The sequence below is a fragment of the Trinickia symbiotica genome (genome assembly GCF_003028655.1).
Lineage (GTDB): Bacteria > Pseudomonadota > Gammaproteobacteria > Burkholderiales > Burkholderiaceae > Trinickia > Trinickia symbiotica_A.
On the sequence record NZ_PYUC01000005.1, the window covers coordinates 415,162 to 435,890 of the forward strand.

Sequence of the window (20,729 nt, forward strand, 5' to 3'; positions counted from 1 at the left end):
CCGACTGCCGCCGCACCGCACCGCCCTGCCGACACACGCGCTATACGCCCGACGCTTATCCTTTCGGACACCGAAACATCATGACTCTTCGCATCGATCGCCGCGCCTACGCGGAAATGTTCGGCCCCACGACGGGCGACCGGATCCGGCTTGCCGATACCGAGCTGCTGATCGAAATCGAGCGCGATTTCACCGTCTACGGCGAGGAAGTGAAGTTCGGCGGCGGCAAGGTCATACGCGACGGCATGGGGCAATCGCAGCGCGTCGCGGCCGAAGTGGCCGATACCGTCGTGACGAATGCGGTGATTCTCGATCACTGGGGCATCGTCAAGGCCGACATCGCGATCAAGAACGGCCGCATCGCCGCGATCGGCAAGGCCGGGAATCCCGACATTCAGCCCGGCGTCACGATCGCCATCGGGGCGGCGACGGAAGTGATCGCCGGCGAAGGGTTGATCGTGACGGCGGGCGGCGTCGATACGCATATTCACTTCATCAGTCCCCAGCAGATCGACGAAGCGCTCGCGTCGGGCGTGACGACGATGCTCGGCGGCGGCACGGGGCCCGCCACGGGCACGAACGCGACGACCTGCACGCCCGGCCCCTGGCACCTCGAGCGCATGCTGCAGGCGGCCGACGGTTGGCCGATGAACCTCGGCTTTCTCGGCAAGGGCAACGCGAGCCTGCCCGATCCGCTCGTCGAGCAAATCAAGGCCGGCGCCATCGGACTCAAGCTGCACGAAGACTGGGGCACGACGCCGGCCGCGATCGACAATTGCCTCTCCGTGGCCGACTCGACCGACACGCAAGTCGCGATTCACACCGACACGCTCAACGAGGCCGGCTTCGTCGAAGCGACGGTGGCGGCCTTCAAGGGCCGCACGATTCACACCTATCACACCGAAGGTGCCGGCGGCGGCCACGCGCCCGACATCATCAAGGTTTGCGGCGAGGCGAACGTGCTGCCATCGTCGACGAATCCGACGCGCCCCTACACCATCAACACGCTCGACGAGCACCTCGACATGCTGATGGTCTGCCACCACCTCGATCCTTCGATCGCCGAGGATCTCGCGTTCGCCGAATCGCGGATTCGCCGCGAAACGATCGCGGCCGAGGACATCCTGCACGACCTCGGCGCGCTGTCGATGCTTTCGTCGGATTCGCAGGCGATGGGACGCGTCGGCGAGGTCATCATCCGCACCTGGCAAACCGCGCACAAGATGAAGGTGCAACGCGGGGCGCTGCAGGAAGACAGCTCGCGCAACGATAACTTCCGGGCGAAGCGCTACGTGGCCAAGTACACGATCAATCCGGCCCTCACGCATGGCATCGCGCATGAAGTGGGATCGATCGAGGCCGGCAAATGGGCTGACCTCGTGTTCTGGGAGCCGGCGTTCTTCGGGATCAAGCCGACGCTCGTCCTTAAGGGCGGAATGATCGCGCTCGCGCAGATGGGCGATCCGAACGCGTCGATTCCCACGCCTCAGCCCGTTCACTATCGCGAGATGTTCGCGACACGCGGTGGCGCGCTCGCGCGTACTTCGCTGACGTTCGTTTCGCAGATGGCGGCCGATGCCGGCATTGCCGAACGGTACGGTCTCGACAAAGTCGTCGTGCCCGTGCGCGGGTGCCGCGACATCTCGAAGGCGGACATGATCCACAACTCGTGGCAGCCGTCGATCAGCGTCGATCCGGAAACGTACCAGGTGGTGGCGGACGGTCAGTTGCTCACCTGCGAGCCGGCCAAGGTGTTGCCGATGGCGCAGCGCTACTTTTTGTTCTGAGTCCTAAGCTTCATTTCAGTCATGCGCACGATCGACAAACGCCTCGCCCCCAACGTCATCGCCCGTTCGCTCGTAGCGCGCGCGCCGACGCTCACGCTCGCCTATGACGCGCGTTGCAAAAGCCGCCTTGCCGCCACGCTCGACAACGGCGAGGAAGTCGCGCTCGTCCTGCCGCGCGGCACCGTGCTCGCCGACGGCGATGTACTCGTTGCCGACGATGGCGGGCTCGTGCGCGTCGTCGCTGCCAACGAATCGGTGCTGCTCGTGCGCGCGCCCGATGCGTTGACGCTTACGCGCGCCGCCTACCATCTCGGCAATCGTCATACACCGGTCGAAGTCGGCGCGGACTACCTGAAGCTCGAGGCGGATCCCGTACTCGAAGAGATGCTGAAGCGGCTCGGGGCACGGGTGGAAACCGCGTCGTTGCCGTTCCAACCCGAATCAGGCGCATACGGCGGTGGGCATCGCCATGGTCACGATGCGACGTTCCGCGAAGACTATGCGATCGCGCAGCAGGTGTTCGAGGAACACCACGGACATGAGCATGGTCATGCGCACGAACACGGCCATGCCCACGATCACGAACATGGACATCACCATCATCATGGTGGCGATCATTGTCATGATCACGATCACGGCTGCACGCACGCTCACGGCGAGCACGACGACGGTCATGCGCATCGCTGAACTGACTGCCCTGCTGCATCTCGCGTCGCCCGCGCTGCCGGTCGGCGCCTTCAGCTACTCGCAGGGCCTTGAATCGGCGATCGATGCGCAATGGGTCACCGATACGGAAAGCGCGCGCGCATGGATCGAAAGCGGCTTGACGAACGTGCTCGCGCGCTGCGAGTTGCCGTTTCTCGCACATCAGATCGAACGCTGGAATCGACACGAAGCAGCCGCAATCGCTTCCGCCGATGCTGCGTTTCTTGCGAGCCGCGAATCGGTGGAGCTGAGGCGCGAAACGGAGCAAATGGGGTGGTCGATGAAGCAGCTTTGCCTCTCGCTCGAATGGGGCGATGCCGAGCGCAGGGAGACCCTAGCTGCCTTGTCGCCCGTCGCTCAGCCCACTGCGTTTGCGTTCGCTGTCGCCGCGCACGCTATCGAAGCACCAGCCGCCCTCGCCGCCTATGCGTTCAGTTGGGTGGAAAATCAAGCTGCCGCCGCGCTGAAGGCTGTGCCGTTGGGCCAGATGGCGGGACAGCGCATCATCGTCGCCTTGCGCGCGCCGATCGATATGGCCGTGACACGCGCGCTCGAAACGCCGCCCGAGCAGATCAATACATTTGCTCCGATGCTCGGCGTGCTGTCGGCGCGACATGAGTCGCAATACTCGCGGCTTTTCCGGTCTTAGTTTTGGAAGAGAGGTATCGCTGTTATGAGAACGAAGAAATTGCCGCCGCTGCGCGTCGGTGTGGGCGGGCCCGTCGGCTCCGGCAAAACGACGCTGCTCGAGATGCTGTGCAAAGCGATGCGCGATCAGTACGACCTCGTCGCAATTACGAACGACATCTACACGAAGGAAGACCAACGTCTGCTGACGATCGCGGGCGCCTTGCCGGCCGAGCGCATCATGGGTGTCGAGACGGGCGGCTGCCCGCATACGGCGATTCGTGAGGACGCATCGATCAACCTCGAAGCCGTCGATAGGATGCTCACGCGTTTTCCGGATGCCGATATTGTGTTCATCGAATCGGGCGGTGACAATCTGGCGGCCACGTTCAGCCCAGAGCTTTCCGATCTGACGATCTACGTGATCGATGTGGCGGGCGGCGAGAAGATTCCGCGCAAAGGCGGCCCGGGCATCACGAAGTCAGATCTGCTCGTCATCAACAAGACCGATCTTGCGCCGCTCGTGGGCGCCAACCTCGACATCATGGCGTCGGATACGAAGAAAATGCGCGGCGACCGACCGTTCGTTATGTGCAATCTGAAAGCGCAGCAAGGCCTGTCGGATGTCGTCTCGTTCATCGAGACCAAGGGGCTGTTGAAGGTCTAATCGTCTGCTCGGTAGAGCTCGCGAAGCAGTGTTCGGTCTTCCGCCGCGAGCCCTACCCCTCGCTGCCCAGCTCGTCCCCCAACAGCGCCATCAACACCTCCGCCGTGCGCGCGGTGGCCCCGCGATGCCGCGCGGCAAAAGCCGACGCGGCCGCCGCCATCGCCACGCGTCGCGGCCGATCGGCAAAGAGCTGATCGAGCGCCCGCGCGAGCGCTGGGGGATCCTCGACCTGTACCGCCGCGCCCGCCGCGACCGCGTCGGCCGTTGCTTGCGAAAAATTGAAGACGTGCGGCCCGATCAACACGGGCACACCCACGCCGCATGCTTCGATCAGATTCTGCCCGCCAAGCGGCAGCAGGCTTCCCCCGATAAACGCGAGATCCGACGCGGCATAGTAAGCGCCGAGCTCACCCATCGAATCGCCGAGCAGCACGTCGACATTGGAGGGCAACGGCGCATCGGCAACGCGCTCGGCCGCCGCGGCGGCAACAGCCTCGCCACCCCATGCCGAACGCCGCACGCAGCGCAGACCGCGTCGCTGAACGAGATCGGTCACCTCGTCGAACCGCTGAGGATGCCGCGGCACGAGAATCAACAACGAACCCTTGGTCGCGAGCGCTGCGAATGCATCGAGCACGAGCGGCTCCTCGCCTTCTCGCGTACTCGCCGCCACCCACACGGGCCGTGATCCGATCGCTGCGCGCCAGGCGCGCCCGCGCGCGAGGAGTTCCGTCGGCGTCGCCATATCGAACTTCAAATTGCCGAGCACGGCCACCTGCCGCGCCCCAAGCGCCGTCAACCGCTCCGCATCGGACGGGCTTTGCGCCAGCACACGCGCAAAGCCACCGAAGACTTCGCGCGTCGATTTGCCGAAACGCGCGGCGCGCTTGAACGATCGCGCCGACATTCGCGCATTCGTGAGAACAAGTGGCATATCGGCGCGCCGGCATTCGTCGATGAGCGTAGGCCAGACTTCCGTCTCCATCACGATGCCGAGCGATGGCCGCCAGGCCCGCAAGAAGCGGCGCACCGCGCGCGGCATGTCATAAGGCAGATAGGCGCGCGCCACGCGGTCCCCAAAAAGCTGCTCGCCCGTCGCGCGGCCGCTCGGCGTCATGTGGGTCAGAAGCACGCGCGCGTCGGGTCGCGCTTTCATCAGCGCTCCGATGAGAGGCTGCGCCGCGCGCGTTTCGCCAACCGATACCGCGTGGACCCAGATGAGCGGCGCATCGTCATCAGGCGAACGCGCGCGCGTGTGGCCGAACCGCTCGCCGATATGCTCGCGATACCCGCGCTCGCGCCGCGAACGGATCAACAATCGCAGCACCGCGAGGGGCGCGACGATCCACCAGAGCAGGCGATAAACGATCCTCAAACCAGCGCCCGTCCCGTGAGCCGCTCGAGGATGCCGAGCGGCGCACACTCAGGCTCGGCCATCGCACGCACCGGCAGAAAAAAGGTCTGCTCGAGCATGAACTGACCGGACATCGCCGCATGCGAAGTCTGATCCGAGAAGCAGATCCAGACGCTGCCCGGCGGAAACGGCATCGTTTGCTGCGGGCTCGACTTCTGGTAGTCGAGGTCGGCCTTCATGGAATCATGCAGATGAAGCATCAGATGGTCATACTCGCTGCGGCGCGACTTCGTGATGTGAAGCTGTTCGAGCAGCCACGCCGTGCCCGGGAGCTGCGGCTTGATGCGCGGCAAGAAATGCTTGGCCATCTGCTCGAACGGCTCGCCGACGCGCCACACACGCGGCGTGCCATGCGGATTGACGTTTGCGAACACGCGCAGAATCCGCTCGCCGCGATTCGGCCGCGACGGAAAAGCATCGACATGCAGGCGGCTGTCGTCCTTGCGCCAGGAGGTGTGGCGCGTCTCGACCTGCATGAGACGCAGGCTCGTCGGCGCCGCTCGAAGCTTGCCGCGGTACTCGGGGAAGAGACCATCGACGAGCGAAAGTGCGTTGATCTGGTAGCGCGTGACGAGCGCCCGCACGGCCGATTGCCTATCCGCATCGCCGATCACGCCGCGCAACGCGCCGCCCTTCGGCTCGAGGCTGATGTTCTTGCGCTCCGGATCCGCGAGCGCCGGATCGAGGAGTGTCGCCTCGCCGCCTTCGATGGCAAACCGCAGGTTCGGAAAATAGAGCACCTTGCCGCGCTCCAGCGCCGCAAGCAGCGCCTCGCGACGGACCGAGAGCGCTTGCCCTTGCCAATCGCCCGCGGCAACTTCGATGATTTGCGATTCGTTCATTGGGTCGTTTGAGCGCAGTCCTAAAGCAGGCCGAATCCTGCGAGCGCGGACTTCACCTGTTGCAGCGAGGGCGGCGCGCCCCCCTCGCCGAGATTGACCACGTTGGGCGACCAGTAGCCGCCCGTGCGCCACGCGGTCGCGAAATTGTACAACTCGATCGTCGGACGTTTGAGCGCGGCGGCGATATGGACGAGCCCCGTATCGACGCCGACAGTGGCCGCGGCCCCCTCGAGCAAACCAACGACAGCCGGCAACGACAGCCGCGGCGGCACGATCGCGGCGGCGCCGAACTCCTTGGCGAGCCGTTCGCTCGTCGCGCGCTCGGCTTCGTTACCCCATGGCAGCACGAGTGAAGCGCCGCGCGCGACGAGCGCGCGACCGAGCTCGATCCACGCGGATTCGGGCCATTGCTTATCGGCGCGCGACGTCGCATGAACGAACGCGACGTAAGGCACGGGAAGGTTCAAGCCGAGCTCGGAGATCGCGAGCGCCGCCCGCGAGGTATTGAAGCCGAAGTCGATATCGTCTTCGGGCGTAGGCGGCGGCAAACCGAGCGCCGCCGCGACGAGTTGACGCGTACGCTCGACGACATGCGTGCGCGGCGCAATGGGCACTCTCCGGTCGTAAAAGAAGCGCACCGGCCATTCATAGCCGGCACCATCGGTCCGATTGCCGAGACCGACGAGCGGCCCGCGCGCCCAGCTCGCGACCCAGGCCGTCTTGATCAGCCCCTGGCAATCGATCACGAGGTCGTAATGCTCCCCCGCGAGATCGCGGCGAAACGTCGCAATCTCGCGCCATGTCGCGGGCGACAGCAGCCGCTTGCGCCAGCGTCGCAGCGAGAACGGAATCGCGCGATGCACGCCCGTGACGAGCTGCACGAGATCGGCAAAGCTCTCTTCGACGAGCCAATCGATTTGCACGCCCGGATAACGCCGCCGGATATCCGCGACGGCCGGCATGTTGTGGACGACGTCGCCCAGCGACGACACTCGGACGATCAGTATCTTTTGCACAACGAAAGAAAAAAGAAAGGTACGCAACGCGGCGGCTGAACCGCCGAGAGCGGAGAAAGTCCAACCGCTGCGCGAAAATTCGCAAGAACGCGGGGGAATCAGTCCAAGCGCGCGATTCTACCCTGCCCGAGGCGTTTTTCCGCGCTTCAGGGCTGCATCACACGCAAACGCGCCCCTTTTTGTGTCGATGCGAGCGTCTCAGTGTTCGCCGGCCAATCCCTTTACAATGCACGTCGCCGTCATCGCGTCGCAGACGCGAATGCATCAGAAACGTCTAACCAAATATGCAGAAACTCTATCGATCCTCCGTTTTGCGCGTGACGCTGCCGCTTGCGGCAGCCGTCGCGCTGGGGGCGCTCGCCGCGTGCTCGAGTACCAAGCCGCCGTCGCCCCAGCAGGAATTCTTCGAGACGGGCTCGAGCCCGTTCTCGCGCACGTTCAACGCGAACAGCACGCAGACCTGCGAGGCCGCGCGCCGCGCGCTGCTGAACCAGGGCTATCTCGCCACCGCGACGCGCCCCGACACGATCGATGCCACGCGTGACTTCCAACCGAGCGGCGACAAGCACATCACCGTGGAATTTCACGTGGTCTGCACGCCCGGCGACGACCCCGAGAGCACGAGCATCGTCTACGCAAACGCGGTGCAAAGCGGCTACGCGCTGAAGAAAAGCGATACGTCGGCGAGCGTCGGCTTCAGCCTGCTCGGCTCGGTCTCGCTCCCGATCCGTTCAAGCAGCGATTCGATGGTGAAAGTGTCGAGCGAAACAATCAAGGCGGGCACGTTCTACAAGCAGTTCTTCGAGTACGTCGACCACTACCTGCACTCGGCGCCGAAGGCGCTGCGCGTCGCGCCTACGCCGATCAAGGAGGCGCAATTGCCCGGCGGTCCGCCCGCGGCGGCGGCTCCGGCAAGCCCTGCGGCGGCCCCCGCCACGCCCGCGATAGCTGCGGCAGCCTCGCAGCCGGCGGTTGCCGCGCCCGCGACGCACTCGGCAGTCACGGCGCCCTCAACGCAGCCAACGGCAACAGCGCCGGCGGCCGCGCCAGCGGCAACGGTGCAGCAAGCGACGATGGCGGCTGCAAGCACAGCAGCGTCAGCAGTAGCGGCACCTGCGCCGCTATCGACGCCGACAACGCCGCCCGCAACGGCAGTGGCGGCCGCTACCGTGGCGACAGCGGCGGCCACGGCTCCCGCGTTGCCAACGCTTACGGCTCAGCCAGTCAGCTCAACCAAGCTGTCCGAGCCGGCGCAGGCCGCGGCAAGCCCGGCGGCGGCGCCTGAGCCTGCCTCCGCCGCCGCGCCGGCCACGACCACGCCGTAACCGGCGACCGCCCTCAGAACGGCAGCTTCGCGTCAGGCTTCGCCGCGAGAATCACGCGGCGGAAGTCTTCCTGGATCCGCTTGAGCGCGTCCGCGCTATCGGCCTCGAAGCGCATGACGACGACCGGCGTCGTATTCGACGAGCGGGCAAGACCGAACCCGTCCGGATACTCGACGCGCAGACCGTCGATCGTGATGACGTCGTCGGCGCCCGTAAAGCGCGCTTCTTTCTGCATCTTGGCGATCAGCGCGAAGTTCTCGCCTTCCTCGAGCTTCAATTGCAGCTCGGGCGTCGAGAGCGAATTCGGCAGATCGTTGAGCGTCTTGCTCGGGTCCTTCTCACGCGAAAGCAGCTCGAGCAGCCGGGCACCCGTATAAAGACCGTCGTCGAAGCCGTACCAGCGGTCCTTGAAGAAGACATGGCCGCTCATTTCGCCGGCGATCGGCGCGCCCGTTTCGCGCAGCTTCGCCTTGACGAGCGAGTGCCCCGTCTTCCACATCAGCGGCTCGCCGCCGTGATCACGGACCCATTTCGCGAGATTGCGCGTGCACTTCACGTCATAAATGACCTTCGCGCCGCGATTGCGCGAGAGAATCTCGCTCGCGAAGAGCATGAGCTGACGATCCGGGTAGATGATCTCCCCGTCTTTCGTGACGACGCCGAGACGATCGCCGTCGCCGTCGAACGCGAAGCCGATCTCGGCATCCGTTTCCTTCAGCGCGCGAATGACGTCTTGCAGATTCTCGGGATGTGCCGGGTCCGGGTGATGGTTCGGAAACGTGCCGTCGATCTCCGTGAAGAGTTCGACGAGCTCGCAGCCGAGCGCCTTGAAAAGACGCGGCGCCAAGCCGCCGGCCACGCCGTTGCCCGTATCGACGACGAGCTTCATCGGCCTCGCGAGCTTCACGTCGCCGACGATGCGTTCGATGTACTTGTCCGCGATGTCATACTCGACATAGCCGCCGTCGCCGGCGCTGAAGTCGCCATCGACGATGCGCTTATGGAGCGCCTGAATCTGCTCGCCGTAGATCGCCGCGCCGCGCAGCACCATCTTGAACCCGTTGTAGTCCGGCGGATTGTGGCTGCCTGTCACGACGATGCAAGAATCGACCGAACGCTCACCGTCGGGAAGCGCGAGCGGCACGCTTGCGGCGAAGTAGCCGATCGGCGTCGGCACCATGCCGACGTCGACGACATCGACGCCCGCCGAGCGCAGCCCGTCAGCCAGCGCCGCCGACAACGACGGGCCCGACAGACGCCCATCGCGCCCGATGACGACGGCATCGCCGCCCTGAGCGCGAATCTCACTGCCGAACGCCCTGCCGATCAGACGGGCGACATCGACATCGAGCGTCTTGCCGACCACGCCGCGAATGTCATACGCCTTGAAGATAGATTGCGAAATCATGGTGGATAGGCTCTCTTGGCTACTCAATAAAAAACTCGGATCGACCTGCGGCAAGCGTAGCGTCCTTCAGAAAAAAGAAACGTAAAAGACGCCCAAGCCAAGTACAGTACGGCGGCCGATGCACCAGCCACCGGCTTCGGCCGCACCGCCGCCGCACGCGAGTGCGCAGGGATTTCCCACATATAATTGCCGTTTTTCGACTGACGCACGACGCGCCCATTTTAATGCCAAGCCGTTTCCCCGCCGGACATTCGTTAGCCGACGCCGTCTTTCCGGCTCCATCCGCCGTGCGGGCCGGGTTCGACGGAGCGGGCGCCACGTCGAAGCGGCGAGCAAGATTCCTGCCGCGCGCCGCATGCTGAAACGCCTTGCAAATCCGGACGTCGCGAAAGCCGTCGCGAACATCGTCTGGCTCGGGCTCGAACGGCTCACGCAGATCGCCGTCGCGATCGCCATCAGCGGCCTGCTGGCCCGCTACTTTGGCCCCGACGTCTTCGGCAAATGGCAATACGCCAACACGCTGCTGCTCGTGCTCGCCCCCATCACATGGGTCTGCGGGGCCGAAATTCTCGTCCCGACGATCGTACACCGCCCGCCCTCTGAACTCGGCGTCGTGCTCGGCAGTGCGTTCGTGCTGCGAATGACCGTCTCCGCGCTCGCGCTCGCCGCGACGTGGACTGGCATCGCCGCGGGCGCCACCGATCCGCTCGTCGGCGCGATGCTCGCCGGTCTCGCCGTCACGATGCTGTTCCGCGAGCCGTTCATCGGTGTCATCAATTCGTGGCTGCAAAGCATGACCTACAGCAAGCCACAGCTCGTGACGAGCATCGCGACCGCTCTCGTCAAGGCCGGGCTCGTGTATCTGTTCGTCCGCATCGCCGTTGCACCGGCACGCTTCGGCTGGCTCTGGGCGGTGGAAGCCGCCGCGATCGGCGGTGTGCTCGTGCTTTACTACATGCGCCGCCACGGCGGCACGCTTGGATGGCGTGTCGAACGGCCGCTCCTGCGCCACTTCGCGAACGCAGGTACCGTCTTCTGGGCCGGCCTCATCTGCATGTATCTGTTTCTGAAGCTCGACAGGCTCATGCTCGAGCGGGCGATCTCGTTCGCCGATCTCGGCCGCTACTCGGCCGCCCAGCAAATCAACGAGAACTGGATCGCGCTCGGGCTCATGCTGGCTCAAACGATCGCGCCGGCCTTCGTCTACCGCGTGCAAGACCTGCGGCATCTGCTGCGCAACGTACGCCGGCTGGTCGTTTTGGCGGCGGCGTTGATGGCCGTTGGCGCGTGCGTGCTCGACCTTTTGGCGAGCTTTATCATTACGCGCGTGTTCGGCCCGGACTACGAAGGCGCGATATCGATCTTCCGCTGGTGCGTGTGGCTCTCCGTGCCGGCCGGGATCGAGGCCATCGGCAACCTCGTCGTGCTGAAGTATCAAGCGAAGTACGTGCTCCTCGCGAAGTGGGTACTCGCGCTTGGCGTAGCGTTTGCCGTCAATCTCGTGGCCATTCCTCGCATCGGCTCGTACGGTGCATTGGCGGGCCTCGCCGCGGGCTATCTCGCTGCCGCAGCCGTGAACCTTTACTACATCCGCTTGAAGTTGCAGTTGCGCACATGACAACGCTCGAGGCCCGCGCCACCCCGCAAAATTCGCTCGCCGACGTGACGGTGCTCATGCCTGCGTACAACGCTCAGGTCGACGTCGAGCGCACGCTCGCGTCGTTCGACGAGCCTGCGACGGTGCGCGTCCTCATCGTCGACGACGGCAGTGTGCCGCCCATCGTCGCGCCAGAGCTGCCGAACGTAACCGTCGACATCCTGCGCATGCTGAAGAACGGCGGGATCGAGCGCGCGCTCGAAGCGGGCATCGAGGCACTCGCCGCGCGCGGATGCAAGTACGCGGCGCGCATCGATGCGGGCGATCTTGCGGCGCCGGGACGCCTCTTCAAGCAGCGCGCCTACCTCGAAGCACACCCGAACGTGGCGGGCGTCGGCATGTGGACTCAGGTCGTATCGCTCGAAGGCAAGCCGCTTTTCCTGTTGAAACCGGCGGCGGCCCCCGACGACGTACGTCGTCTGAGGTTTTTTCGAACGCAGCTCGTGCATCCCGCGATGATGCTGCGCGTCGATGCCGTGCGCGCAGTCGGAAGCTATCGCGCGAACTACCGGGCCGCCGAAGACCTCGATCTCTTCGTGCGGCTCATGGAGCGTTATGACTGCGCGAATCTGCCCGAGCTCGGCCTTTACTACGAGATCAACGAAGGCGGCATCAGCGCGAAGAAGCGCCGCCGTCAGGTCGTCTCGACACTGAAGCTGCAGCTGCGCTACTTCAATGCGCTCAACGTCTACGACTGGCTAGGACTCCTGAAGAATCTTCTGCACCTCGTGACACCCTACACGCTGCTGCAACGAGTGAAGGCAGCGGTGTTTGCGAAACGAGCCTGAACCGATGAATGCATCGAACCGCCCTCTTTCGGTATGCCTCGTCTGCAATACGGCGTGGGCCATTTACACCTATCGGCATGGTTTGATTCGAACCCTCGTCTGCAAAGGCGCAACGGTCACAGTGATTGCGCCGCGCGACAGGACGTTTGCGCTGCTCGAAGAAATGGGCTGCCACTGCATCGACCTCTTCGTCGCGTCGAAGGGCACCAATCCGCGCGACGACTTGCGCACGCTGTCCGAGCTCTATCGGCATTACAGAAAAGTTGCCCCCGACGTCGTCTTCCACTACACGATCAAGCCGAACATCTATGGATCGGTTGCCGCATGGCTCGCACGCGTGCCGTCGATCGCAGTGACGACTGGGCTCGGCTACGTCTTTATTCAGAAGAGCCGCGCGGCTGTCGTAGCGAAAGCGCTTTACCGATTCGCATTCCGATTCCCGCGTGAGGTCTGGTTCCTCAACCGTGACGACGAAGCCGCGTTCCTCGACGCGCGGCTGCTCGCGCACCCTGAACGCGCGCGACTATTGAACGGCGAAGGCGTCGATCTCGATCATTTTGCTTACGCGCCGCTGCCGCGGAAACAGAACTTTACATTTATCCTGATCGGGCGCTTGCTTTGGGATAAAGGCGTCGGCGAATATGTCGACGCGGCGCGCGCGCTGCGCGCCCGACACCCGCAGGCTCGCTTCCAGTTGCTCGGGCCGACCGGCGTCGACAACCCGAGCGCCATTACGCTCGAAGAAGTCCGCGCGTGGGAGCGCGAAGGCATTGTCGAATACCTTGGCGAGGCGCACGATGTTCGTGAGCACATCGCGAATGCGGATTGCGTCGTGCTGCCCTCGTACCGCGAGGGCGTGCCGAGGACGTTGATGGAGGCGTCGTCGATGGGCCGGCCCATCGTCGCGACAGATGTACCAGGTTGTCGCGACGTCGTCGATGACGGCCTGACCGGGCTGCTCTGCGAGGCGCGTAATGCGGCGAGTCTTGCGGAGAAGCTCGAGCGAATGATGGCGATGAGCCATGACGATCGGAGCGCGATGGGAGAGCGAGGCCGCGTGAAAGTCGCCGCGGAATTCGACGAAGCGGCTGTCGTGGCGCGATACTTGAAGACGTTGAACGAACTCACCGGCGTATCACTTTGATTTCGAGGGAGCACGGCGATGGCGAACAATGGCACGATTCTGGTCACGGGCGGCGCGGGGTTCATCGGCTCACATACCGCGGTGGAATTGCTCGACAGCGGGTACGACGTGGTGATCGTCGACAATCTCGTCAACAGCAAGCGCGAGGCCGTTCGCAGGATCGAGAAGATCGCGGGGCGCAGCGTCGCTTTCTATGAAGCCGATGTGCGCGATGCCGTCACGCTCGAGCGCATCTTCAGCGCGCATCCGATCGAGGCGGCTATCCATTTCGCGGCGTTGAAAGCCGTCGGTGAATCTGTTGCGAAGCCGGTCGACTACTATCGGAACAATCTGGATGGCTTGCTCGTGCTGCTCGACGCGATGCGTGCGCATGATGTGAAGCGTTTTGTATTCAGCTCGTCCGCGACCGTGTACGGCGTGCCTGAACGCTCGCCGATTGACGAATCGTTCCCGCTGTCCGCCACGAATCCGTATGGGCAAACGAAGCTGATGTCGGAGCAGATGCTGCGCGACGTCGAGCGCGCCGATCCGTCATGGCGCATTGCCATCTTGCGGTACTTCAATCCGGTTGGGGCGCATGAGAGCGGGCTCATCGGCGAAGATCCGGCCGGCATTCCTAATAATCTGATGCCTTATGTCGCTCAGGTGGCTGTCGGGAAGCTCGAGAAGCTGCGCGTGTTCGGCAGCGACTACGAAACGCCCGACGGCACGGGCGTGCGCGACTATATCCATGTCGTCGACCTTGCGCGTGGACATACGGCGGCCCTCGATGCGCTGAAGAAGCGCGATGCGAGCCTCACGGTCAATCTCGGTACGGGCCGTGGATATTCCGTGCTCGAGATCGTGCGGGCGTTCGAGGCGGCCTCGGGGCGCCCCGTGCCTTATGAGCTCGTCGCACGGCGGCCCGGGGATGTCGCGTCTTGCTTCGCGAGCACGACGGAAGCGGAAAAGCTGTTGGGCTGGCGAGCGGAGCATGGGATCGAACGCATGTGCGTCGATCACTGGCGGTGGCAGTCGATGAATCCGGATGGGTTTGCTTGATTGATCAACAGAAGCTCGTACCGTCAGCTAGAACCTTTCAGCTAGCGACATGCCGCTCGAAGTGTCGGCAGTAGGGGCAAGCCGTTTCGCCACCCCTACGCCGATTCTACGCAGCGACTTTTCTATATTGCTCGTCGCCGCGGTGGATATCAGAAGTCATTATTAGCAGCGCAGTATTAGCCGCCCCTGTAGTGACCTGCAGTTAACGTCGATTGGACGACCGGTGGGCTCCAATCGATTGTGTCTAGCAGCGCGGCGTGCAATTCACGCGTGCATGCCGCCACACAGGACTGTTGATTGTGTGGACTGATATCCATCAAATCCGTCATCCCCATATCGTGGCCGTAGGCGTCGGTGATCGTGACGCCTGCCAGCTTGGCGAGAAACACCGCCGCTGCAATATCGTACGGAAACAAGTGGAGTATCGACCCGCGACCAGCCATCTTAAACGCCGACTCCGTACATGGGTGATCCTTGAGTAGGCGATTGCCGATGTCGACGTACGCATCGACCTGTCCAGTGACGATCCGCGAGATAGAGTAAGTTGCGCTGTTGAAAACGAATACACCACCGCTATTCGCCGACATGTCAACGAGCTGCCCATAAGCTGCGCTCATGAGACGCATCGGATGCCCGTTGAACTCGATGGACCAAAACATCTTCGCGAGGTCGGTATTGCGACTAAGGTTCGGAATCGGAGCTGGTAACTTGCTACCCGATAGTCCGTTTTGCAGATCACCATAGAGCAATCCGCCCCCCTTTATTTCCAGCAGCAGTGCCGCATCGACGTCACCGAGGCGCGCTTGGCCATTTATAAACGGCGCGCGCGCGATCGAGACCATTCCCATTTCGAGACCTGCGGAAGCTGGACGGGTGCCGTCAATGGGATCGATGACAAGCAGCGCTCTAGGCGCAGGTCCAGTCTCGATGAGAGCTTGGTCCTCCGTGTAGATCGCTAGCGGCTCCGGGGCGTGCGCGCGCGCAAACGAGATGACCGCCTGTTCAGCAATACGATCGATGTCAAACTGCGCGTCGCCGCCAGGTGAATCGCCGTCCACTCGGCGCGCGAGCCGCTTGCCAGCATATTGAAGCAACTCGCCGCGTACGTGATATGCGAGGCCAACGAGGAACTCCTTCATTCCAGATTCTCCCCAATAAACAGCGCTTCTAGACGATCGCAGATGAGATCCGCTTCCGCCATCGTTAGAATCAACGGCGGACGAACTTTGAGAACGTTACCAAGGCCATAGCGGGACGTACGCAGAATCAGACCGTAATGCATGGCGGCCTCGGCTAGGCGGTTCGTTAATGCAGTGTCGGGTGCTCCGTCGGAGTCGACTATTTCAAAGCCAATCATCAAGCCGACACCGCGCACGTCACCAATCGCACCGTAGCGCTTCTGTGCGTCGCGGAGCCGGGCCATGATGTGATCGCCCGTTGCGCGAACGTTTGCGAGAAACGCTGGTTCGCGTACGATGTCGAGGGTCGCGTTCGCGGCTGCCGCGGCGAGCAAATTTGCGCCATAGGTGAAGGAATGGTGATGCGATGGCAGTCCTGCAAGACGCTCGTTCGTTATGATCGCTGCAACCTGCGCGCCTGAACCGCCCAGGCCCTTGGCCGTCGTGATCACACTGGCTCAACGCCAAAGTGCTGCGCGGCGAAGATATGCCCAGTACGGCCGATGCCCGTCTGGATTTCGTCGAAGATCAATACAATCTCGTGTTTATCGCAAAACGCGCGTAGCTTTGGAAAGTAGCCATCGGGAGGGACAATGTTGCCGCCATTACCGGAAATCGGTTCAACGATGATCGCGGCGACGCGGCCGCTGCTCGCGTATTCGAGGAAATCCTCGATTCGGTCTACGCAAAGGTGGCCACAACTACTTGGCTCTTTCTCATAGAAGCAGCGCTTGCAATACGGATCCGGCACATGCAGAGATCCCGGATACACAAGAGGAAACGGTGCCTTACGAAAGGCGTTGCCCGACAGCGATGTCATCATCATTGTTTGTCCGAGGTGGCTCCGGAACAGCGTGATGATTTCCGATCGGCCAGTTGCATACTGAGCCATCTTGATGGCGCCTTCGTTCGCCGACGAACCGCTGCACACTTTTGGATGAACTTTGCGCATATTCGCTGGCGCCACCGCAAGCAACCGCTCGGCGAGGGCGCTGACCGGATCGCTGCGAAACGATGACGTAATGTGGATAAGCTCATCGAGTTGCGCCCGTATCGCAGCAAGTACCACCGGGTGAGAATAGCCGAGACTCAGGTTGAAGGTTGCCGATGCGCAATCAATGTAGGCATTTCCATCTTCATCGTAAAGATAAATACCCTCTCCGCGCACCATCTTCTGCCTGCTAACCGGGTAATACAGCGATTCCACTTCGATTGCCGTTTCCATTTCGCCTCTCCTTTGTTGTTCACAACGACTCGAGTTCAGCTTTCGAATCGGCCCGAACGAAAGCTGAGCAGGAAGTTCCTGCACAGTCGACACTAGCGTCTGCTGCTTCTGTCAAGCGAAAGAGAGCCGCTTTTCGGACGAAATAACGGGTACTGGCAACGGCGTAGCGGTGTGCCGCGCACCGGAATGGGCTGCTAGCTCCGCGTCGCTGAGCCTGCGCATGGCCATACGGCCGCCAGCGATGTGCGAAAAAACACGAGATGGCCCACCGTCAGCCTCGGCACGGCACGCGGGTGCCGGTAAGGTTCCGGCAGTCGAGCAGCAAGAAGGCGAAGCGCCAGTGCGTTGATGGCCATTGGCCCATATGGGCAACGGGAAAATGGCGGATAACATCCTTCTCTGCGGGTACCGGTGTCATCCCGGTCGACTACCTGGACCAACACTAAGGAAGTTCTATGAAATCAATGCACAATCCCTCGCACCCCGGTCTGGTGTTACGCGATTACCTTGGTGACCTGAGCGTCACGACAGTTGCCGAGCGTCTGGGCATCGCGCGCGCTGCGCTATCGCGAATTTTGAACGGGCGCTCCGGCATTTCAGCGAAGATGGCCGTCTTATTGGGCGAAGCGCTAGGCACCTCAGCGGAAATATGGGTCATCATGCAAGCGCGCTACGACCTGTGGCAAGCAAAGCAAAAACCGCATCGCAAGATCGACACTTTCCCAGAGCTTTTGCACGCTGCATAGCGGGCGCGCGTAGCGCAACACGCAGCCGTCGGACGGCCATCGCCGGTTGCTCCTCGGCAGCCGGCGCGCCATCGTGCTGGCGCTCGGCGTGCGCTCGCGCAGCCCTCGCGGCAGCAATCAATGGGCAGGCATCGCTCGGCGGACCTTCCGTGAGCTATTCGAGGCCAAACGCCACCGGACCAATCCCCTGTCGCAATTTCGCTACGCTGCCAAATGCGGGCAAAGGCGTGCTGTATACTGATAGTAAGAATGAGTGCTTTGCACCATATACGTCCGCCAACGGGGAAGTTCAGATGGACAAAAAGAAATATTGGACTATCGACCAACTGCTCGATCAGAGCCAGTTAATCCGCAAGACCCACTGTAGTCGGCATTAGCGCTCCGCGGCGTTCGCGCGCGATGAACTGAGGCGTGCACGCCACCCTCGGTCAGCGCGAAGTCGATGTGCGCCTGCCGCACGATTCCCTTACCTGCACTGCTGCGCCCGCGACGAGCGCTGGCATCCGCCTGTGCGTCCTCGATTCACCCGCCAGAATCCGTTATTTAGAGTGTCCAAAAAATGACTAAAAAGACGCTGCCCAAGGTCTACGACTGCTTCTGTTATTTCAACGAAGACATGTTGTTGGAACTCAGGATGGAGATGCTGTGGGATCACGTCGATTACTTCGTCATCGCGGAATCGCGCTACACGCAGGTCGGGGCCCCGAAGCCGCTGAATTTCGACATGAACCGATTCGAGCGCTTCAAGGATAAGATTCGCTACCTCGAGGTCGATCACCTGCCGCCCGGCCCGCCGGATCACTGGAAGAACGAGAACTACCAGCGCAGCTACCTGATCAACGGACTTCATGACGCGGCCCCCGACGATCTGATCCTCGTGTCCGATCTCGACGAGATTCCGCGCCCCGAGTGTATTCGCCTCTACGATCCGCGCCGCTACCTGCGCGGCGACTTCCACCAGTATTGCTACGCCTACTTCCTCAATAACCGGCTGCTCGACGGCGGTGGATACGCGGACTGGATCGGCACGCGAATCACGACCTTCCGTCACCTCAAGCAATTCTTCGGCAACGTCAATGCGGTTCGCTCGTACAAGTCGTCCGGCCTCTTGCGTTCGCTCAAGCGCGCGTGGTTTCGCCGGTTCGGCGTGCAGCATGTGCTCGACGCAGGCTGGCATTTCTCCTGGGTGACCAGCCCCGACAAGATGATCCTGAAGATGAAGAGCGTTGCCGACCAGAAGTTCATGAAGCCTGAGTTCCACGACATCGCCTTCATCGAAAGCCGGATCCGCTCTGGTTTTGACGTGCTCGATCGGCCACTGCGCTACGCACCGCAGCCCATCGAAGAACCGCAGTTCCCGCCGCAGATCGCTGCCGCTCGCGACAAGTACTCGACATGGCTGCTCGAGCCGGTCGAGACCTGAAAGCGGTGCCGCCGCTCTGCCAGTGCCTTTAGAATACCGCGAGATTAAATATTCTCCGGGCCGATATCCCACATGATGAAAAAGTGCATTGCACGCTACGTCGGGCAGACCGGCGCCCCTTGGCTCGACGCGTATGTTCTCGCGGTCACGGCATTGAGCATCGTAGGCCTGCTCTCGCTGCGCGCTACGACCAACACGTGCCTGTTCCTGCTGCTGCTGCCGGCTCTCGCGGCAGCGGGCAAAATCTGGCGGGACGCTCGTGAGCATGGCCCTGATCCGACGCTGCGGTGGATGTGCATCGCGCTCGCGCTCCCGATCGTCTCTGTGCTGATCGGGCAAGTGCTGCGCGGCGAGTGGATCCCGAAGGCATACGACGCACCGTCGCGCATACTGATCTCGATCGGCGTGCTGTTGTACTTCCGCTACAAGCGAATAGACTTTGTCGGTCTTATCCGCATCGCGGCTCCTCTCTCGCTGCTGGTCCTCGTCGCGGAGGTAAAGCTCGATCCGCAGCCGACTGCGCTCTGGGGAGGACGTTTCGCGACTTACTTCGCCGACACCGATATGTTCGGCGTCTACGCGTTGCTTCTGGCAATGTTGAGCCTGTTCGGGATTGGGCCGGACCAGTCGCGGCTCGCACGCGTACTGTCCATCGCGGGTATCCTGGCCGGCTTGTATCTCGTCGCTGGCTCGCAAACCCGCACCGCGTACCTGCTGGTCCCGCTCGCCGCGGCACTATGGCTGTGGCTGAAGCGTCCGTCGATTCGCCGCAAGCATTTCGTCGCGCTCATCGCGCTCGGCATCGCCTTGCTCGCTGTCACCCTACTCTGGCATGACGTCCTGTCGGTACGGCTCGTCAGTGTCTACCGCGAGACCGAAATGTGGCTGAATGGGTCGAACCGCGACACGTCCGGCGGGCTGCGGCTCACGATGTGGCACATGGCCTGGGAGCTGTTTCGGCACAGCCCCTGGTCTGGCTACGGTGACACCGGATTTCGCGCTTTTCTCGATGAACCGTGGATTACCTCTTTCGCGAGCGAAGCTGCACGACAGACCATTTACGACGGCCCGCACAACGAACTCCTTGCGAACCTGCTGCGCTCAGGCATCGCGGGCGGCATCGCCATCGTGGCGCTTTTCGCGGCGCCAATCGTAACCTTTTGGCGTGCGCGCCATTACGGCCCGCGCGCGCGCATCGCAGCCGACATGGGGCTCGCATTCGTGATTTGCTTGATGTTCGCGAGCGTTGCGTTCGAAACGTTCACGCTGAAATATACGGCGACGTTCAATGGCCTGCTGATCGCGGGCCTCGCGGGCCAAGTGCTCGCCGAGCGGGCAAAGGCTGGCAGTACTGCCGGGCGGATGGCTCAGAAAGAAAAAGCGCTGGACTTGGCTACTGGCGCATTGAAAAGCGCCGCTTGAGTTACTTCGAGACATTCGCATTGGCGCTCGGCCCGTTCCGAGCGCCTTAAACACTTGCTTCGCTTCAGCGGCGCTTCGACGAGTTTTCGCCTAGAATTCAGAGGCAAGTTTCGTTTTTCTTTACATTAAGATTAACGCGACAGCCGGAGGCCCACGCCGAGAGGATGCAGTTCGCACCAATGCTTGCGTCGGGCGTCACAAAGATTTAACGATACGTAAAAAAGCCGTCGCCCGGCGGCTTAGCGCATCGAGTATCCTCCATCGCATCGTGCCACCGCCCGGATGCAAAACCCGTGCGAATGGGGTCGATGTGA

The 20,729-nt window shown here is 62.6% G+C and carries 19 protein-coding genes; 12 read left to right on the plus strand and 7 right to left on the minus strand.

The genetic code is table 11. The features are described from left to right. Positions 1-80 precede the first annotated feature (80 nt). The 4 genes from ureC to ureG are packed head-to-tail and all read left to right on the plus strand — an operon-like array spanning position 81 to position 3,786. Positions 81-1,787 (plus strand): urease subunit alpha, encoded by a 1,707-nt coding sequence (gene ureC / locus C9I57_RS12740; protein ID WP_107151000.1) that lies wholly within the window; start codon positions 81-83, stop codon positions 1,785-1,787. Positions 1,788-1,808: 21 nt separating this feature from the next. Beyond that, positions 1,809-2,474: an urease accessory protein UreE gene (gene ureE, locus C9I57_RS12745; protein ID WP_107151001.1), complete on the plus strand. Its 666-nt coding sequence runs from the start codon at positions 1,809-1,811 to the stop codon at positions 2,472-2,474. Beyond that, positions 2,461-3,141: an urease accessory protein UreF gene (locus tag C9I57_RS12750; protein WP_107151089.1), complete on the plus strand. Its 681-nt coding sequence runs from the start codon at positions 2,461-2,463 to the stop codon at positions 3,139-3,141. Before ureE ends, C9I57_RS12750 begins: the two co-directional genes overlap by 14 nt. Positions 3,142-3,165: 24 nt before the next feature. Then, positions 3,166-3,786 (plus strand): urease accessory protein UreG, encoded by a 621-nt coding sequence (ureG, locus tag C9I57_RS12755; RefSeq protein WP_107151002.1) that lies wholly within the window; start codon positions 3,166-3,168, stop codon positions 3,784-3,786. A 52-nt stretch (positions 3,787-3,838) separates the two neighbouring features. Here the strand turns inward: ureG and waaA are convergent, their stop codons facing one another. From waaA to waaC, 3 genes are read right to left on the minus strand one after another with little or no spacing between them, the layout of a single operon-like run. Continuing rightward, positions 3,839-5,161: a lipid IV(A) 3-deoxy-D-manno-octulosonic acid transferase gene (gene waaA, locus C9I57_RS12760; protein WP_107151003.1), complete on the minus strand. Its 1,323-nt coding sequence runs from the start codon at positions 5,159-5,161 to the stop codon at positions 3,839-3,841. Continuing rightward, positions 5,158-6,042, minus strand: coding sequence for a Kdo hydroxylase family protein (locus C9I57_RS12765; RefSeq protein WP_107151004.1), 885 nt, complete (start codon positions 6,040-6,042; stop codon positions 5,158-5,160). Before C9I57_RS12765 ends, waaA begins: the two co-directional genes overlap by 4 nt. A 20-nt stretch (positions 6,043-6,062) precedes the next feature. Then, complete coding sequence (waaC, locus tag C9I57_RS12770; RefSeq protein WP_107151090.1) at positions 6,063-7,058, minus strand: lipopolysaccharide heptosyltransferase I; 996 nt, start codon at positions 7,056-7,058, stop codon at positions 6,063-6,065. A gap of 284 nt (positions 7,059-7,342) precedes the next feature. On the opposite strand from waaC, the gene C9I57_RS12775 reads away from it, so the two are divergent. Then, positions 7,343-8,383 (plus strand): DUF2242 domain-containing protein, encoded by a 1,041-nt coding sequence (locus tag C9I57_RS12775; protein ID WP_107151005.1) that lies wholly within the window; start codon positions 7,343-7,345, stop codon positions 8,381-8,383. 13 nt (positions 8,384-8,396) lie between these two features. Here C9I57_RS12775 and C9I57_RS12780 read toward each other — a convergent pair whose 3' ends face one another. After that, entirely contained in the window at positions 8,397-9,791 is a 1,395-nt protein-coding gene (locus C9I57_RS12780; RefSeq protein WP_107151006.1) for a phosphomannomutase/phosphoglucomutase, read from the minus strand. A 355-nt stretch (positions 9,792-10,146) separates the two neighbouring features. Here C9I57_RS12780 and C9I57_RS12785 point away from each other — a divergent pair, with 355 nt between their 5' ends. From C9I57_RS12785 to galE, 4 genes are read left to right on the plus strand one after another with little or no spacing between them, the layout of a single operon-like run. After that, complete coding sequence (locus tag C9I57_RS12785; RefSeq protein WP_107151007.1) at positions 10,147-11,409, plus strand: lipopolysaccharide biosynthesis protein; 1,263 nt, start codon at positions 10,147-10,149, stop codon at positions 11,407-11,409. Beyond that, entirely contained in the window at positions 11,406-12,236 is an 831-nt protein-coding gene (locus C9I57_RS12790; RefSeq protein ID WP_107151008.1) for a glycosyltransferase, read from the plus strand. The genes C9I57_RS12785 and C9I57_RS12790 overlap by 4 nt, the downstream gene beginning before the upstream one ends. A 4-nt stretch (positions 12,237-12,240) precedes the next feature. Next, positions 12,241-13,380, plus strand: coding sequence for a glycosyltransferase family 4 protein (locus tag C9I57_RS12795; RefSeq protein WP_107151009.1), 1,140 nt, complete (start codon positions 12,241-12,243; stop codon positions 13,378-13,380). An 18-nt stretch (positions 13,381-13,398) separates the two neighbouring features. Continuing rightward, positions 13,399-14,421, plus strand: a complete 1,023-nt coding sequence (gene galE, locus C9I57_RS12800) for a UDP-glucose 4-epimerase GalE (RefSeq protein ID WP_107151010.1) — start codon at positions 13,399-13,401, stop codon at positions 14,419-14,421. 176 nt (positions 14,422-14,597) lie between these two features. Here the strand turns inward: galE and C9I57_RS12805 are convergent, their stop codons facing one another. The 3 genes from C9I57_RS12805 to C9I57_RS33015 are packed head-to-tail and all read right to left on the minus strand — an operon-like array spanning position 14,598 to position 16,824. Then, complete coding sequence (locus C9I57_RS12805) at positions 14,598-15,560, minus strand: inositol monophosphatase family protein (RefSeq protein ID WP_107151011.1); 963 nt, start codon at positions 15,558-15,560, stop codon at positions 14,598-14,600. Beyond that, complete coding sequence (locus C9I57_RS33010; RefSeq protein WP_219909867.1) at positions 15,557-16,051, minus strand: aminotransferase class III-fold pyridoxal phosphate-dependent enzyme; 495 nt, start codon at positions 16,049-16,051, stop codon at positions 15,557-15,559. The genes C9I57_RS12805 and C9I57_RS33010 overlap by 4 nt, the downstream gene beginning before the upstream one ends. Beyond that, positions 16,048-16,824 (minus strand): aspartate aminotransferase family protein, encoded by a 777-nt coding sequence (locus C9I57_RS33015; protein WP_219909868.1) that lies wholly within the window; start codon positions 16,822-16,824, stop codon positions 16,048-16,050. The genes C9I57_RS33010 and C9I57_RS33015 overlap by 4 nt, the downstream gene beginning before the upstream one ends. Positions 16,825-17,279: 455 nt before the next feature. Between C9I57_RS33015 and C9I57_RS12815 the strand changes: the two genes are divergently transcribed. The 3 genes from C9I57_RS12815 (at position 17,280) to C9I57_RS12825 (ending at position 20,415) form a co-directional block, all read left to right on the plus strand. Next, positions 17,280-17,570, plus strand: a complete 291-nt coding sequence (locus C9I57_RS12815) for a HigA family addiction module antitoxin (RefSeq protein ID WP_107151012.1) — start codon at positions 17,280-17,282, stop codon at positions 17,568-17,570. A gap of 559 nt (positions 17,571-18,129) precedes the next feature. After that, a complete protein-coding gene (locus C9I57_RS12820) occupies positions 18,130-18,993 on the plus strand; it encodes a beta-1,4-mannosyl-glycoprotein beta-1,4-N-acetylglucosaminyltransferase (protein WP_107151013.1) in 864 nt (287 codons plus the stop codon). A 72-nt stretch (positions 18,994-19,065) separates the two neighbouring features. After that, a complete protein-coding gene (locus C9I57_RS12825; RefSeq protein ID WP_107151014.1) occupies positions 19,066-20,415 on the plus strand; it encodes an O-antigen ligase family protein in 1,350 nt (449 codons plus the stop codon). Positions 20,416-20,729 lie beyond the last annotated feature (314 nt).